The sequence below is a fragment of the Vibrio sp. 1557 genome, from assembly GCF_033340175.1.
GTDB classification, from domain to species: domain Bacteria; phylum Pseudomonadota; class Gammaproteobacteria; order Enterobacterales; family Vibrionaceae; genus Vibrio; species Vibrio alginolyticus.
Genome location: NZ_JAWOVZ010000005.1, coordinates 1 through 13,832 on the forward strand (window position 1 = coordinate 1; position 13,832 = coordinate 13,832).

The following is a 13,832-nucleotide window of genomic DNA, read 5'->3' on the forward strand; positions in this document are numbered from 1 at the left end:
AACCACGGTTTATTAAGGCTTTGTTGTACTGCGTCCAGTTAGTTGTTTTGTAACGAGGTTTAGGCATGAGGCTACGACGATTAATGGGTGTAGCCGATCAGATCGTAGCTTCTTGATTTAGTTCCATCGATTTAAGCAACAAAGCCAACTAAGTGCTGACGATTAACTACTAATTTAAGAATGTTAAGTCACTGAAAGTATGAGAAACATTATGGAACAGTATATGGAAAAGCCTGAAATCCTAATGCTCACTCAACAAAGTTTACAGAGTGAAAACTTTAAGGAAATGCTTTCTAAAAATACAGAAACTAAAATAACGATCATTGATACTAAAAACCCTAGTTATCATGAACTCATTCCGGAACGCTACTTTTTGCTTGTTGATTTTTCAGTTGAGATTCCTTCCGAAACTTTAGTTTATTTAAAAGATAGTAATAAAGTGCTAGGAACCATAATGCTTAATCTAGGTTATGACTTAGACACAGAAGAACTCGCTTCTTGGCCTCATGTAAAAGGTATATTTGGTCCAGGAGATTCAATGGACAAGGTTTGTCAGGGATTAAAAGCAATAATAAAAGGGGATAATTGGCTGTCTCGAAGATTACTTGATCAGCTAGTAAATTATTATCGAGGCAGAGAAGTAAATAGCATTATCGAACCTGCTATTGAGGTTGAGCTTACTCGGCGTGAAGTTCAGGTTTTAAAAATGTTGAAAGAAGGTGGTTCAAATATGGAAATCGCTGATTCTTTATTTATCAGCGAGCATACTATTAAATCACATCTATACAATATTTTTAGAAAGTTAGAAGTAAAGAACCGTACGCAAGCTACAAGTTGGGCTAAGAGAAACCTGTAGTACTAGTATTAACTTGCTGTAATAAAAAGAAAATACTCTATAAAGTACTAAATTTTATATTTATTATTAAAATGTCAGTCTGAAATATCATCCCATATTCAAACTTATTCCTATTCAGTTGACTATTAGACTTCTCATGTCGTGACTAATCTAGTCAGACGTGGAACAGAAGGTCTATTCAATTAATAAGCTAAGAGGGAATAAAAATGAGCGCAAGTGACAATGACACGTATTTAGGCGATGCAGGTGTAAATAACCAATTTGCTGATTTCGATGGCGGCGATGATTTGTTTATCGGTTTTGGTGGTAATGACTCGTTTGTTGGCGGTGGCGGTAATGATTATGTGATCGGCGGCGACGGCGACGATCGCCTAACTGGTGGTGCTGGAGATGACATCCTTAGGGCTGGTACAGGAAACGACTACCTCGGCGGTGGTACCGGTAATGACTTGCTGTTGGGTTTGTTGGGTGACAATAAATTAAATGGTGGTGTCGGTGAAGATATTCTTGTTGCTGGTTCTGGTGACAACGTTTTAGTTGGCGGCAGCAATGGCGATAAGTTTGTGTTCACGGATAAGTTTGGTGGCCATGGCGAAGCCAAAGTTGTTGATTTCACCATTGGTGAAGACTCTTTGCACATCATTAGCGACTCTGTCACTGACTTTGGTGATTTAAGCTTTAGCTACGATGCAGTTGGGAATGCAGTGTTTACCGATGGGGCTGATCTAACAGTGAAACTTATTGGCGTGACTGAAACTGACATCAACACCTATGGTGCAGATCTGTTCGTAATCTAAACGACTGAAAATAACTCTGGATGGGAATTAGTTTGCGTGGCTCTGCCATGCTGAGGTGCACTAATCGGACACTCTAGAGCGATTTGAGGTTACCTTAAGCTAGGCGCTAGTATTTCTGGCGCCTACAATTTTCACGTTAAACGGAAGTAGTCGTGCAAAAAACGGTTTTCAAAGAAGTGAAACAAAAACTATGCACGCTTGCGGGCTTGCTGATCGTTTTTAGCCTTTTTATCAACTTATTGGTTCTCTCGATTCCGTTGTACATGCTTCAAGTGTACAACCGAGTGATATCTTCCTACTCAACCGATACTTTATTCTTGCTCACTGTCATCGTAATTGTTGCGCTGTTAACCATGTCCATCATCGACATTGCACGAGCACAAATGAGTAAATCTTTTGGTTATTGGATGGACACAAAACTCTCCGCTTTCATGCTCAAGCGCACGATTCAATATCAATCACATACTGGGAAGAGTTATACCTCGCAAACTCTGAGAGACATTCAGAACATCAAAAGCTTTTTGAGCAGTCAAGCACCTTATCCACTGTTGGATGCGCCCTGGACACCGCTATTTATTTTATTTGTGTATTTATTGCACCCGATACTAGGTCACATCGCGTTACTTGGATCTATCGTATTGTTTAGCCTAGGTCTACTTAATGAGCTAATGACGCGTAAAACAATGCAAGAGAGCGAAGTCAGAGCGATTTCTCATATCAACAACGCAGAATTAGCCACGCAAAACTCCAATTCAATTCTCGCAATGGGGATGATGAATGCATTTTTAGAGAAGTGGCAGTCGCGCGTGAGCGAAGTGAATGTGCTTGAAGAGCGAGTTGCAGGTAAGTCTATCTACATGGCTAACTTTTCTAAGTTTGTGCGTGGCTCATTACAGATATTTTTACTGGGAGGTGGTGCATGGTTAGTTATCCAACATGAGATAACGGCAGGGGCGATGATCGCGAGCTCCATATTAATGAGTCGGGCATTATCGCCGATGGAGCAGGCGATAGGCACGTGGCGAAGCGCGATGTCTGCTAAAGGCGCCTATAAAAGGTTGAAAGAAATCGATGCGATCGTGCGCCAAGATGAATCAGATATGCCACTGCCTAAACCAAAAGGACACTATGAGCTTACCGGACTGGCCTATCGCCATCCTGGAGCAACCGAACCAGTGCTCTCATCGATCAGCTTATCGATTCCTCCGGGTGTTGCTGTTGGGGTGATTGGCCCTTCTGGTACGGGTAAATCGACGTTTGCTCGGCTGTTATTAGGTACGGTTAAGCCATTAGCGGGTAAAGTGACTCTTGATGGAATGGAAGTCTCCGTATGGGCATCTGAAGATCGCGGCGTGCATTTTGGGTATCTCGCTCAAGAGGTGGAGTTATTTCCTGGCACAATTCGAGAGAACATCGCGCGCTTTAAAGAAGAAGATCCGGTTAAAGTTATCAAGGCGGCGCAACTAGCAGGATGTCATGAATTAATACTCAAGAAAAACAAAGGCTATGATTGCATTATTGGTGAAAATGGCCGCGGTTTATCTGGGGGGGAAAGGCAGAGAATCGCTCTTGCAAGAGCCGTTTATGGCGACCCATCTATTGTGATTTTCGATGAAGCGAATGCCAACCTCGACGGTGAGGGAGAGGCTGCGTATCAACGTTTGATTGCCCATTTAAAAGCACAGAGTACAACGATTATCGTCATTGCTCACAATCCGAGCACGTTACGACAAATGGATAGGCTCTTGTATTTGGCTGACGGCCGAGTCAAGTTATACGGCGCTAAAGATGAAGTATTAAAACGTTTGATGGGCGAAGAAAGAACAGATATCCCAAGGGTAAGAAATGAGCAATCAACTGCCAACCGTTAATCAGAGTTCTACCGAGATCGTATATCGTTTTAGCCCCAAAGCGAGACTAAACTTTCGAAAACCAATTTTACTCGGTGTGGTGACCTTAAGTGTTTTTCTTGGAGGCCTTGGCTACTGGGCTGCAACAGCCAAATTAGAAAGTGCAGCGATTGCTTATGGTGATTTGTCAGTTCTCACTAAGCGACAAGAAATTCAGCATTTAGAAGGCGGTATTATTGAAAAGCTATATGTACAGGAAGGGGATTTAGTCGAAAAAGGTCAGTTATTAATTCAACTTTCTAAGCGTCAAGCTATGGCTAAGTTGGACTCGTTAAGTGGTCGTTTTATCCATACTCTAGCAAAGGAAAACCGTTTAAGTGCGGAGCTTGATGAGCTTCCAACGATTGTATGGTCTGATGATCTTGAAAGCATTCCCCGTGTCGATATCGTACAAGAAGCACAACTGGTTCAAAACAAGATCTTTGAAGCGAGAAAGCGATTCTTTGATAGTAAACTGAGTATCATTGAGCAGAGTATTTCTGGAGCAAATTTAGAGCTTGAAAACCTTCAGCAAACCAAAGTGATTGAGACGGAACGGCTCAACTTTATTGCTGAAGAAATAGACAGCAACCAAGCCTTGGTGCAAAAAGGTTTCTCGGGAAAATCTACCTTACTTCAACTAAAGCGCCTAGCAGCGGAGGTGAGAAGTACCTTAAGCCAGTTAGACAGGCAATCGCTCACCGTGCGAAAAAGGTTAGATGAGAACTTGGCGCAAATTGAAGAGTTGAAGCTTGAAAGGCTGAATGAGATTGTAGAGGAACTACGAAATACCAAAACGGAAATTGTCGCAATTCGGGAAGAATATCGCTCCGCTCAAGATATTGTCGCAAGAACAACGATCAACGCACCTATTTCTGGTCGCGTAGTCAACATGCAAGTGTTTACCGAAAAAGGTGTGATTGGCTCGGGTGAAACGTTACTAGAACTGGTCCCGCAAGACGATAAGTTGTTAGTCGAGGCTCGTGTTAATCCTCAGGATATTGATTTAGTGAATCCAGGCCAGCAAGCACACGTTCGTCTGACCGCTCTGAATGCACGGATGTTGGCACCTTTAGACGGTACTGTGCTGACGATTTCTGCCGATAAGCTCTCGCAAGAAAACCAAGAAGATTTTTATCTCGCTAGAATTGCAATTTCACCGGAAGATGTGACAAAACATCGTTTAACCTCAGGCATGAATGCCGAAGTGCTTATTTTATCTGAGCCACGAACGCCATTGAGCTACCTAATAAAGCCAATTACAGAAAGCATGAATCGCGCCTTCAGAGAGGAGTAATTTCAAAAAGACTTGAGTGAGCACGGACAACAGACAAAATAATTTGTTATCGTTAGCTGTTACTGGGCCGTATTTTTATTCGAGGGAGCCGTGGAATGGAGAAAGTGCAGTTAGTTGTCGATTTTCTTCTCACTCATAAATTGATTTTTACCGCACTGATCTTTGCGATTATGTGGTTAATTCGTCGTGCAATTTTATCGATGATTCGTGGTGATCACGCTTTTCTCTCAGAAGATCAGCGTAGTTGGATGTCCAGAACTAAAAATGGCACCTTTGCTGTTACATTACTGATTTTATTTATTTTATGGCAATCAGAAATTAACGAGTTTGCTCTGAGTGTAACGGCGATTGCCGTTGCCATTGTAGTGGCATCCAAAGAAATCATTTTGTGTTTTACGGGTTCGATTCAAAGAGCAAGTTCACGTTCTTTTCGCGTTGGGGACTGGATTGAGGTCGGGAAGTTATGCGGTGAAGTGATTGAGCACAATATGATGGCGACGGTGATTCAAGAGATCGACCTGCATCATGGGCAATATCATTACACCGGCAAAACAGCGACATTGCCTAATAGTATGTTCTTTACCTATCCAGTAAAGAACCTCAACTTCATGAAGCGGTACGTTTACCACAACTTTTCTGTAGTGGTGAAAGACTTCGTCAATTTGTATCCACTGCTACCGATTTTAACTGATAAAATTGAAGAACATTGCAGTTACTTTGCTGATGTTGCACATCGTTACAATGCGATGATTGAAAAACATGCCGGTGTTGACCTTCCTGGTTCTGAGCCACATATGCATATTTCTAGTAACATTAATGGTGAACAAATTCTGCACGTGATGATTTTCTGCCCAACCGATAAAGCGAACCACTTAGAGCACTTAATTCGTAAGGACTTTATGGAACTTTATGAGCAACGTTTTCCTGTAGTGCGAGAAGAATAGAGCATCGTACTTCGCCTTTAATTTCAAACCCCGCTATCAAAATAGCGGGGTTTGTTTTTCTTAGCGTATTTTTAGGCTGTAACAATATTCCCAACTTAGCTGAATTTACTCTTCAGCATTAAAAATAGGAAGTAAGTGCTGCCTATAATAGCGACCAACGTGCCAGCTGCGACCTGACTTGGATAAATAGCGATTTGTCCTAGCCAATCTGCCCACAACATTAGGGTTGCACCAATTAAGGCACCGACACACAGTTGCTCTTTCACTTTTCTTGCTCCTAACATCATCGCCATATGGGGAGCGACCAAGCCAACAAAAGATATTGGACCAACTGTAGCGGTAGAAAAGGCGCATAACAAAGCAACGATGGTGAGCATAAGCGTATTGGCTACGGTAGGGTTAAGCCCTCGTGCATTTGAGAATTGTCGCCCGATGGAAATTAGTGTTAGCCAACGAGAAATCGAGAATACAGCGGCAAGCAGAACTATTATGGCCAAACATAGCATCAGTGCGGTGTCGGCTGTGACTCGATAAATAGAACCAGTTAGCCACAATAAAATTTTGTAACTGTCACCTGAGCCTTGAGCTAGCGAAAATTGAACGAGGGCTTCTAATAGTGCCGTTAGTGCGATGCCGGACAACACGAAGTTAGATGGATTAAAATGGCTTCGTTTACCGATAACCAGCAATAACATCAATACGGACATACTTCCGAAAAAAGCGATACCCCAGCTAAATGCGGAGAGAAGCGACCCAGCGATGACTCCTGTCGTAATAATGGCAAACGTGGCTCCGGAAGACACACCGAGAATATCGGGACTTGCCAGAGGGTTATAAACAATGCGTTGCAAAATGATTCCGGCAACGGATAGCGCAATACCGACAGAAAGTGCGGTTAACATTCTCGGCCAACGCAATTGCCATTGGAACTCACCTGGCACAGACCATTGAATTCCGTTTATACCATGGGTAACGAATGAGTAAGCTAGAATCCCAACCAGACTGAATAGCGCAATGCTGCATACCGCGCGTTTAGAAAGCGCCGTTTTTCCTTGGCTCATTGAAAGGTTAAGTTGATCGGTTGCCGTCAGCTTTTTACGAGTAAACCAAATTAAAGCGGGAGCGCCAATAGCTGCAGCCGCTACGCCGCTAGGAATGGTTTCCTCTAACCATAAGCTCAGCGAGATAGCGGCAGAGTCTGTGATGATTAGTAGCATTGCGCCCAAAAGCATGCTGCTGATCAATTCGTCGCGCGGTGTTCTTGCCCCCATCGCTCTGGCAATATTGGGTGTCAGTAATCCGATGAAGCTGATAATGCCAACTGCGGTGATTGAGGCAGATACCAGCCAAATACCCATCACCATTAACGCACCAAACGCGGGTAATACCGCTAAGCCTCGGGCTGCTGCGCCTTCTTGTCCTAGTTTCATTAAGGTCAGAATACGTGGTGCGACGATCAAAATTACGATTGCGATAGCGCAGCGAGGCAATAACCACTCAAACCAATCCCAGCTGTATTGAGAAAGGTCTCCGGCTCCCCACATAAAAATATTCTGTGCGAACTGGGCATTTAAAATAATAATGGCTGTGGCGATAGAACCAAGCAAGATATTGATCACCATCCCCGAAACGACCAGCGGCAAACCTGTCATATTACGCACGCCTGCAATTGATACGATCAGGCCAAACGCCACTAAAGCCCCCACCATTGCGGCTAATGCAGAGTAATCGGCTACCCAATCGACGAACCAAATGTTTACCACGACTAATGCAAGCCAAGCACCAGAAGAGGTGCCAAGAGTCAACGGCGAGGTGAGGTTATTCTGCGTTAATTGCTGCATTAAGCTGCCGGTGAGACCAAGCATGGCACCAACAAGCAGGGTCATACTTAACCTAGGAAGTTGCGCTTGCGTAAAGAATACGTCACGAAACTCGGTTGCTACCTCTGGTTTTGTTAATAATTGCCATTGTTCGAAAAGTGATAAATTAGTATCAATTTGTAGGCTAAAGACGCTAAGTAACGTAATCAGCGCCAGATAACCAATATAATGTTTCGTTCTCATTGTTCTGGTGCCAACTCTATTAGACTGTCGGTAATCGCTTCAGCGGTGTATTGCAAAGACATGGCACCGCCATACGCCCACACTGCTCTGACTGAATTTACCCGCTGCTTTTTCACAAACGGCATCGCTTGCCAAAGTGGCGACTCTTTCAGTTTTCGTTCTTCTGGGAAAGGTTGTACGTAGAGAACGTAGCTGTTTTGAAGGCCCTGAAGCCGATTGATTCGATCTTGCTTTACTCCCCACGCTCGTGGGTCCTCTTTAATTGGAGCCTGTAATCCCAGTTTTCTAACCACGTAGTCAGTGGTGGAGTTTTCGGTTGCAAGTAATACAGTATTCGGAGTTGAAAATCGCATCACAAGAACGCTGAGTGGAGCAGAGTAATAGTGGCGAATTCGCTGGCGCATCTGCGCAAATGAAGCATCTAATTCTGCCAGTTTCTGTTCAGCAAGTGCCTCTTTATTGAATAGCTTGCTGAGCGTACGAAAGTGACGAATGGCCGTTTCAGCTGCGGCCTCATTTTCAGAAAAATTAGGTAAATAGATTACCGGAGCAATTTGTTTGAGTAACGGAATCAAGTCTTGCTGTGGAGATGCAGCAAGGATGACATCTGGTTTCAAACTGGCTATTTTTTCTAAGTTGGGTTCTGCTCGGGTTCCAATATCTTCAATTGACTCTGGTGCAGTTGGATTGACGACCCATTGGCGGTAGCCTGGTAAATTTGGGGCTGCGATTGGTTCTACGTTTAGCGCCAAAACTTGTTCTAAGATGTCCCAGTTTAAGGCTACAACGCGTTGAGGCGCTTGCTCAAAACTATGCTCGCCATATTCATCGGTAACGGTGATGACTGCATGTGCATTGGTCATAAAAAATGCGAGGAGAAAAGCAGATTGTGTAACCACAGTAAGTAAACGAGCTATTATGCGCATACAACAGCCACCTTTTGGCTCGCTAATGTGTTAGCCGGGCTTGGGTGTTCAATCAGCTTAATTGGTGACTCATATAGTTTAGAAAGGCGTGCCTCGTCTAACAACATGTCGGCGTTGCCTTCAAAGGCAATCTTACCTTTTTTGAGCGCAACAATGTGGGTGGCGTAGCGCAGTGCTAAGTTCAGATCGTGCAGGATCACGATAATGCCTACATTCTCGGTTCGATTCAGTTCTGCCAGCAGCGCCATTAGTTGAAACTGATGGTGAACATCGAGCGCCGAGGTTGGCTCATCGAGAATTAAAATTGGCGATTGTTGAGCCAGTAGCATAGACACCCAAGCACGTTGGCGCTCGCCGCCCGATAAGTCATCCGCCAAAGCTTGAGCAAAAGGTGTAACCCCTGTTCGTTCCATAGCCTGCGTGATGATCTGTTTGTCTTCAGCTTTCCAACGACCAAGTGCCCCACGCCACGGAAAGCGACCTAAGCGCACTAGCTCTTCGACCGTTAAACCAGCTGAAGAGGGCAGCTTTTGTGGCAAATAGGCGATCTGTTTTGCCAACTCTTTGGTTTTAAGTGATGAAAGGGAAGTATCGTTTAGTGTTACCGTACCTTTATCTGGCGACATTTGACCAGAAAGCAGGTTCACCAGTGTCGACTTACCTGAACCGTTATGGCCTAAAACGACCGTTAGCTCATTTGTTGGGATGTTAAGTTGTTCGATGCCGAGGATCTGACGTCCACCTCGCACGATCTCAATATTAGACAGTTGAAACATGGATGGCTCTTAGGAGAAAGCTCCCCTCAATAGAGGGGAGTAGAAGTACAATTACCAGCGGTAGTTTGCGTTTAGCATAACAGAGCGAGACTGGCCGTAGTAACACCAGTAATCGCAACCTGAAACAAACTCTTTATCTAGGATGTTGTTCACGTTTAGCTGTGCTTGCCACTGTGAAGTGATGTCGTAAGTGACTGACGCATCCCAAAGAGTGACTGAAGGAACCGTTAGGTTCGAGCTCTTAGGGTTATCTTTTGACTCACCTACGTAGCGCACACCAGTACCGATATTGAGGCCTGGAATCAGGCTGTAGGCGCTGTAGTCTACCCATGCAGAAGCTTGGTGCTCAGGAATAAGTGCGGCTTGTTTTTTACCTTGGCCAAAGCTCTCATCTGTTTTCGCTTTAGTGTAGGTGTAGCTTGCCATCAGTTTTAGATCGTCGGTTAGCTGCGCCGTGCTTTCTAGCTCAATACCTTGAGATGTCACTTCACCTGTTTGTGTCGCAATCCATGTTGATGGGTTAGTGACCAACGCGTTCTTTTGCGTGATGTCGAACCATGCAAGGTTGATAAAGCCATCCATAAAGCTTGGCTCATACTTTACACCCACTTCTACTTGCTCGCCTTCCAGCGGCTTGTAAAGTTCATTGGTTGCCGCATCAATAGTGCTGATCACTTCAAACGACTGAGAGTAGTTTGCGTAAGGTGACAGGCCATTGTTTGCAAGGTACATCACACCCGCACTTAGAGAGAGCTGACCATCATCACGAGATTCACTTTGATCAACGGTAGCGCCTTTGCCAGAGTTTTCTGTTTTCACCCAGTCGTAACGAGCACCTATGTTACCAATCCACTGTTCATGCAGTTTCAATTGGTATTGTGAATAGAGACTTGCTTGAGATTTCTCAATCTCACGTTTCACGTTGTTGGCAGGATCAAGAGGGGTGAAGTTGCCGTAAACTGGGTTCCACGGGTTGATAGTGCCAAATGCATAGTTGTCTTGCTCGTCGCCATCGGTTTTGTGGAATTGCAGATCCATACCGATAAGCACTGTGTGCTCTGCGTTGTCTGTCATCCAGTTGCCGACAGCATTGTTATCGAACGTGATGCTCTGGTTTTTTCCGTCACGGAATACGATGCCTTGCGTTAACTCTTCTTTCGCTGGATCGTTGTTTGAGAACGCGTAAGAGCTGCGCAAGTACAACTCATTCGAACCGTAGTTGAGGTTTTGCGAGAGTGACCACATGTCATTGATGTCGTGCTCTAGTAAGTAACCTAGAGAAAACTGCGTGCGTTCGTATTTATCGTAGTTTGGCTGACCAAGGTTAGTCGAAGGATCGATTTTGCCAAAGTTAGAACCAATCAGAGTACCTGCTGCCGGGAAGAATGGGTTAGTTGGTACACCGTCATCATGAAGGTAAGTTGCCAAAACGGTCAGCATTGTACGGTCAGAAATGTCGAACTCGACACTTGGCGCTAGGTAGAAACGCTCGTTATTTGTGCCGTCCAGTTCACCATCTTGGCTTGTCATCAAGCCAACCAAACGATAGCGCACAGTGCCTGCGTCGTTTGCTTCGTCAGCAATGTCAAAACCTACGGATTGGTGTTGGTTGTTGCCAACTTCGACTTTTACTTAGCCTTGAGGCGTAAACGTTGGTTTTTTCTGAACAGCATTCACGATACCGCCTGGTGCCGATTCACCAAACAGAATAGCCGATGGACCTTTAACGACTTCTACACTTTCTAGGCCGTAAGGTTCGACCAACCATGTGTAGTAACCATCGCGGAATAGGCGGTTGCCGTTTAGGTAAGTCGCTGCATCAAATCCACGAACTTTGAACCAATCAGTGTCGTTGTCTGCGCCATAAGGCTGAGCGGTTACACCAGACGTGTAGCGTAATGCTTCATCTAGCTTTTTCGGTGCACGAACACGAAGTTCATCTTCAGAAATGATAGATACGCTGCGCGGCGTTTCTGCTGCCGGGGTTTCTACTTTAAGTGCTTGCGCGGTGACCGTTATGGTCTCCATGGCAATCACGTCATCTTGTACGACGTCTTCTTGAGCTTGTGCTGTGAATGCAACCACTGCTGTAGGTGCTAAAGCACAAACCAACGCGTTGCGGATAACGATGGTCAGTGAGTTATTCTTTTGCATAAATCTATTCCCGATAATTATGATTAACGCTAAGCTTAATTGTAATTATTATCATTTGAGCTTTTGTTTCGGTATTTTACTGACTTTTGTATCAAAAGATAGTAAAACGTTCGCAAATTCATTCGCGGTACCTAAAGTCATTGTTATGTTCAATTGGTTTGAAAAACTGACCCAACCCTTTCCCCAGATGGAAACCGAAAAGCCACCGAAGACGCTATTTGGCTTTTGTCGTTTTTACACTCGTGGCTTTGAAGCCCCTTTACTCGTTATGGCTGTGTTCAGTGCGCTTATTGCCATTACTGAGGTGACGCTGTTGCGTTATATGGGCGAGCTCGTCGATATTCTCTCTAATCAAGATCGCGCAACATTCTGGCAAGACCAGGGTGATCGCATGCTAATGATGCTGTTCTTAGTGGCGGTTGTGATGCCAGCTCTCGGTTTTGTCCACTCAATGGTGATGCACCAAACGTTATTGGGTAACTACCCGATGTCTATCCGTTGGTTGATTCACCGTTACTTGCTAAAACAAGCGGTTGGATTTTTCCAGCGTGACTTTGCAGGCCGAGTTGCGACCAAAGTGATGCAAAGTGCGTTAGCGGTACGAGAAACGGTCATGAAGCTGGTGGATGTACTGGTTTATATCAGCGTTTATTTTCTTTCGATGCTTTGGATGATGGGCGAAGCCGATGGTTTGCTAATGCTACCTATTGTGATTTGGATAGGAATGTACGCGGTTATCCAGTTCTACTTTATCCCTAAAATGAAACAAGTAGCGACAGAGCAAGCGGATGCTCGTTCTGTAATGACTGGGCGCATTGTCGATTCTTACACCAACATATCTACCGTAAAGCTATTCGCGCACTCGCAACGAGAGTTGGAATACGCAGAAAGCAGCATGAAGCAATTTTTGGTGACGGTTTACCGCCAAATGCGCATGGTGACTTGTTTACTGTTTAGTGTGGATGCCATCAACTATTTGCTGCTGATGTCTATTAGTGCCATTTCGGTTTATCTATGGCTAGATCACGCTGTAACAATTGGTGCTATTGCGATTGCCATCAGTATTGCATTGCGCGTACAAGGTATGTCGAAGTGGATCATGTGGGAAGTTAGCGCACTGTTTGAAAACATCGGTACAGTAGTAGACGGTATTAATACGATTTCAAACGATGTTGAAGTGAAAGACGTGCCAAATGCCAAGCCTTTGCAAATCTCGCAAGGTGAGATCTGCTTTGATCACGTAGGTTTTAACTACAGTGACGAGAAGGCGGTATTTGAAAACTTGAACCTGACTATCAAACCGGGCGAAAAAGTCGGTATTGTCGGTCGCTCTGGGGCAGGTAAATCCACGTTGGTCAACTTGTTGCTGCGTTTTTACGACGTAAATACCGGTAAGATTTGTATTGATGGACAGGACATTTCTCAAGTCGAACAAGAGTCGCTGCGTCAACATATCGGTATGATCACGCAGGACACTTCTTTGCTGCATCGTTCAATTAAAGAGAACATTCTTTACGGTGATCCAGATGCTTCAATGGATGCCGTTATCGCAGCTGCTGAGAAAGCACATGCTCATGATTTCATTCAATCTCTACGAGACGAGCAAGGTAACGTTGGCTATGACGTTGAAGTGGGTGAACGCGGTGTGAAGCTGTCTGGTGGTCAGCGTCAACGTGTGGCGATTGCTCGCGTTCTGCTGAAAAACGCGCCAATTTTGATCATGGACGAAGCTACGTCTGCACTTGATTCAGAAGTGGAGTCGGCAATTCAAGAAAACCTTGAAGTTCTGATGGAAGGAAAAACAGTGATCGCGATTGCTCACCGTTTATCAACGATTGCCGCGATGGATCGTTTGATTGTAATGGATGACGGCAAAATCATTGAGCAAGGCTCGCATCACGAACTGCTGCAATTGGGTGGTGTTTACGCTCAGTTGTGGAAGCATCAAACCGGCGGTTTTTTGTCTGAGTAAGATGCTGCCAAACAGCTGCATCTAAATGAGACTAAACGAAAGAGGAGCGAATGCTCCTCTTTTTTGTGTTTGTCGTTTATACCGAGTGGGTGGCGTTAATGGGCAACGTTAACTTGTGATTATTCATTGAGTTAGACCAACTTAGTGATGGTTATGTA

General features: G+C 44.6%; 9 protein-coding genes and 1 pseudogene. 6 read left to right on the forward strand and 4 right to left on the reverse strand.

All coding sequences use genetic code 11. The features are described 5' to 3' along the window. Positions 1-199: 199 nt before the first annotated feature. The 5 genes from R7070_RS08635 to R7070_RS08655 all read left to right on the forward strand — a co-directional run bounded on the left by R7070_RS08635 (position 200) and on the right by R7070_RS08655 (position 5,783). Positions 200-856: a LuxR C-terminal-related transcriptional regulator gene (locus tag R7070_RS08635; protein ID WP_031777174.1), complete on the forward strand. Its 657-nt coding sequence runs from the start codon at positions 200-202 to the stop codon at positions 854-856. Positions 857-1,062: 206 nt separating this feature from the next. After that, a complete protein-coding gene (locus R7070_RS08640; RefSeq protein ID WP_005375168.1) occupies positions 1,063-1,653 on the forward strand; it encodes a calcium-binding protein in 591 nt (196 codons plus the stop codon). A 152-nt stretch (positions 1,654-1,805) separates the two neighbouring features. Continuing rightward, the gene (locus tag R7070_RS08645; protein ID WP_005375169.1) at positions 1,806-3,524 is read left to right on the forward strand and encodes a type I secretion system permease/ATPase; all 1,719 of its coding nucleotides are present in this window, start codon (positions 1,806-1,808) and stop codon (positions 3,522-3,524) included. Beyond that, positions 3,499-4,839, forward strand: coding sequence for an HlyD family type I secretion periplasmic adaptor subunit (locus tag R7070_RS08650; RefSeq protein WP_065275455.1), 1,341 nt, complete (start codon positions 3,499-3,501; stop codon positions 4,837-4,839). The genes R7070_RS08645 and R7070_RS08650 overlap by 26 nt, the downstream gene beginning before the upstream one ends. Positions 4,840-4,934: 95 nt before the next feature. Continuing rightward, entirely contained in the window at positions 4,935-5,783 is an 849-nt protein-coding gene (locus R7070_RS08655; RefSeq protein WP_005375171.1) for a mechanosensitive ion channel family protein, read from the forward strand. 95 nt (positions 5,784-5,878) lie between these two features. On the opposite strand, the gene fhuB is transcribed toward R7070_RS08655, so the two are convergent. The 4 genes and pseudogenes from fhuB to R7070_RS08675 form a co-directional block, all read right to left on the reverse strand. Next, complete coding sequence (gene fhuB, locus R7070_RS08660) at positions 5,879-7,846, reverse strand: Fe(3+)-hydroxamate ABC transporter permease FhuB (protein WP_115386784.1); 1,968 nt, start codon at positions 7,844-7,846, stop codon at positions 5,879-5,881. Next, positions 7,843-8,772, reverse strand: a complete 930-nt coding sequence (locus tag R7070_RS08665) for an iron-siderophore ABC transporter substrate-binding protein (RefSeq protein WP_250654564.1) — start codon at positions 8,770-8,772, stop codon at positions 7,843-7,845. Before R7070_RS08665 ends, fhuB begins: the two co-directional genes overlap by 4 nt. Further along, entirely contained in the window at positions 8,763-9,548 is a 786-nt protein-coding gene (locus R7070_RS08670; RefSeq protein ID WP_256900729.1) for an ABC transporter ATP-binding protein, read from the reverse strand. The genes R7070_RS08665 and R7070_RS08670 overlap by 10 nt, the downstream gene beginning before the upstream one ends. A 51-nt stretch (positions 9,549-9,599) precedes the next feature. Then, a pseudogene (locus R7070_RS08675) lies at positions 9,600-11,702 on the reverse strand (TonB-dependent siderophore receptor). Positions 11,703-11,847: 145 nt separating this feature from the next. Here R7070_RS08675 and R7070_RS08680 point away from each other — a divergent pair. Then, on the forward strand, positions 11,848-13,674 hold the full coding sequence (locus R7070_RS08680) for an ABC transporter ATP-binding protein (RefSeq protein WP_256900731.1): 1,827 nt from the start codon (positions 11,848-11,850) through the stop codon (positions 13,672-13,674). Positions 13,675-13,832: the final 158 nt, after the last annotated feature.

Excerpts from the sequence above, each read along its gene's own strand:
- R7070_RS08635 (WP_031777174.1), top strand. The coding sequence starts at position 200 with ATGAGAAACATTATGGAACAGTATATGGAAAAGCCTGAAATCCTAATG.
- R7070_RS08640 (WP_005375168.1), top strand. The coding sequence starts at position 1,063 with ATGAGCGCAAGTGACAATGACACGTATTTAGGCGATGCAGGTGTAAAT.
- R7070_RS08650 (WP_065275455.1), top strand. The coding sequence starts at position 3,499 with ATGAGCAATCAACTGCCAACCGTTAATCAGAGTTCTACCGAGATCGTA.
- R7070_RS08655 (WP_005375171.1), top strand. The coding sequence starts at position 4,935 with ATGGAGAAAGTGCAGTTAGTTGTCGATTTTCTTCTCACTCATAAATTG.
- fhuB (WP_115386784.1), bottom strand. The coding sequence starts at position 7,846 with ATGAGAACGAAACATTATATTGGTTATCTGGCGCTGATTACGTTACTT.
- R7070_RS08665 (WP_250654564.1), bottom strand. The coding sequence starts at position 8,772 with ATGCGCATAATAGCTCGTTTACTTACTGTGGTTACACAATCTGCTTTT.
- R7070_RS08670 (WP_256900729.1), bottom strand. The coding sequence starts at position 9,548 with ATGTTTCAACTGTCTAATATTGAGATCGTGCGAGGTGGACGTCAGATC.
- R7070_RS08680 (WP_256900731.1), top strand. The coding sequence starts at position 11,848 with ATGTTCAATTGGTTTGAAAAACTGACCCAACCCTTTCCCCAGATGGAA.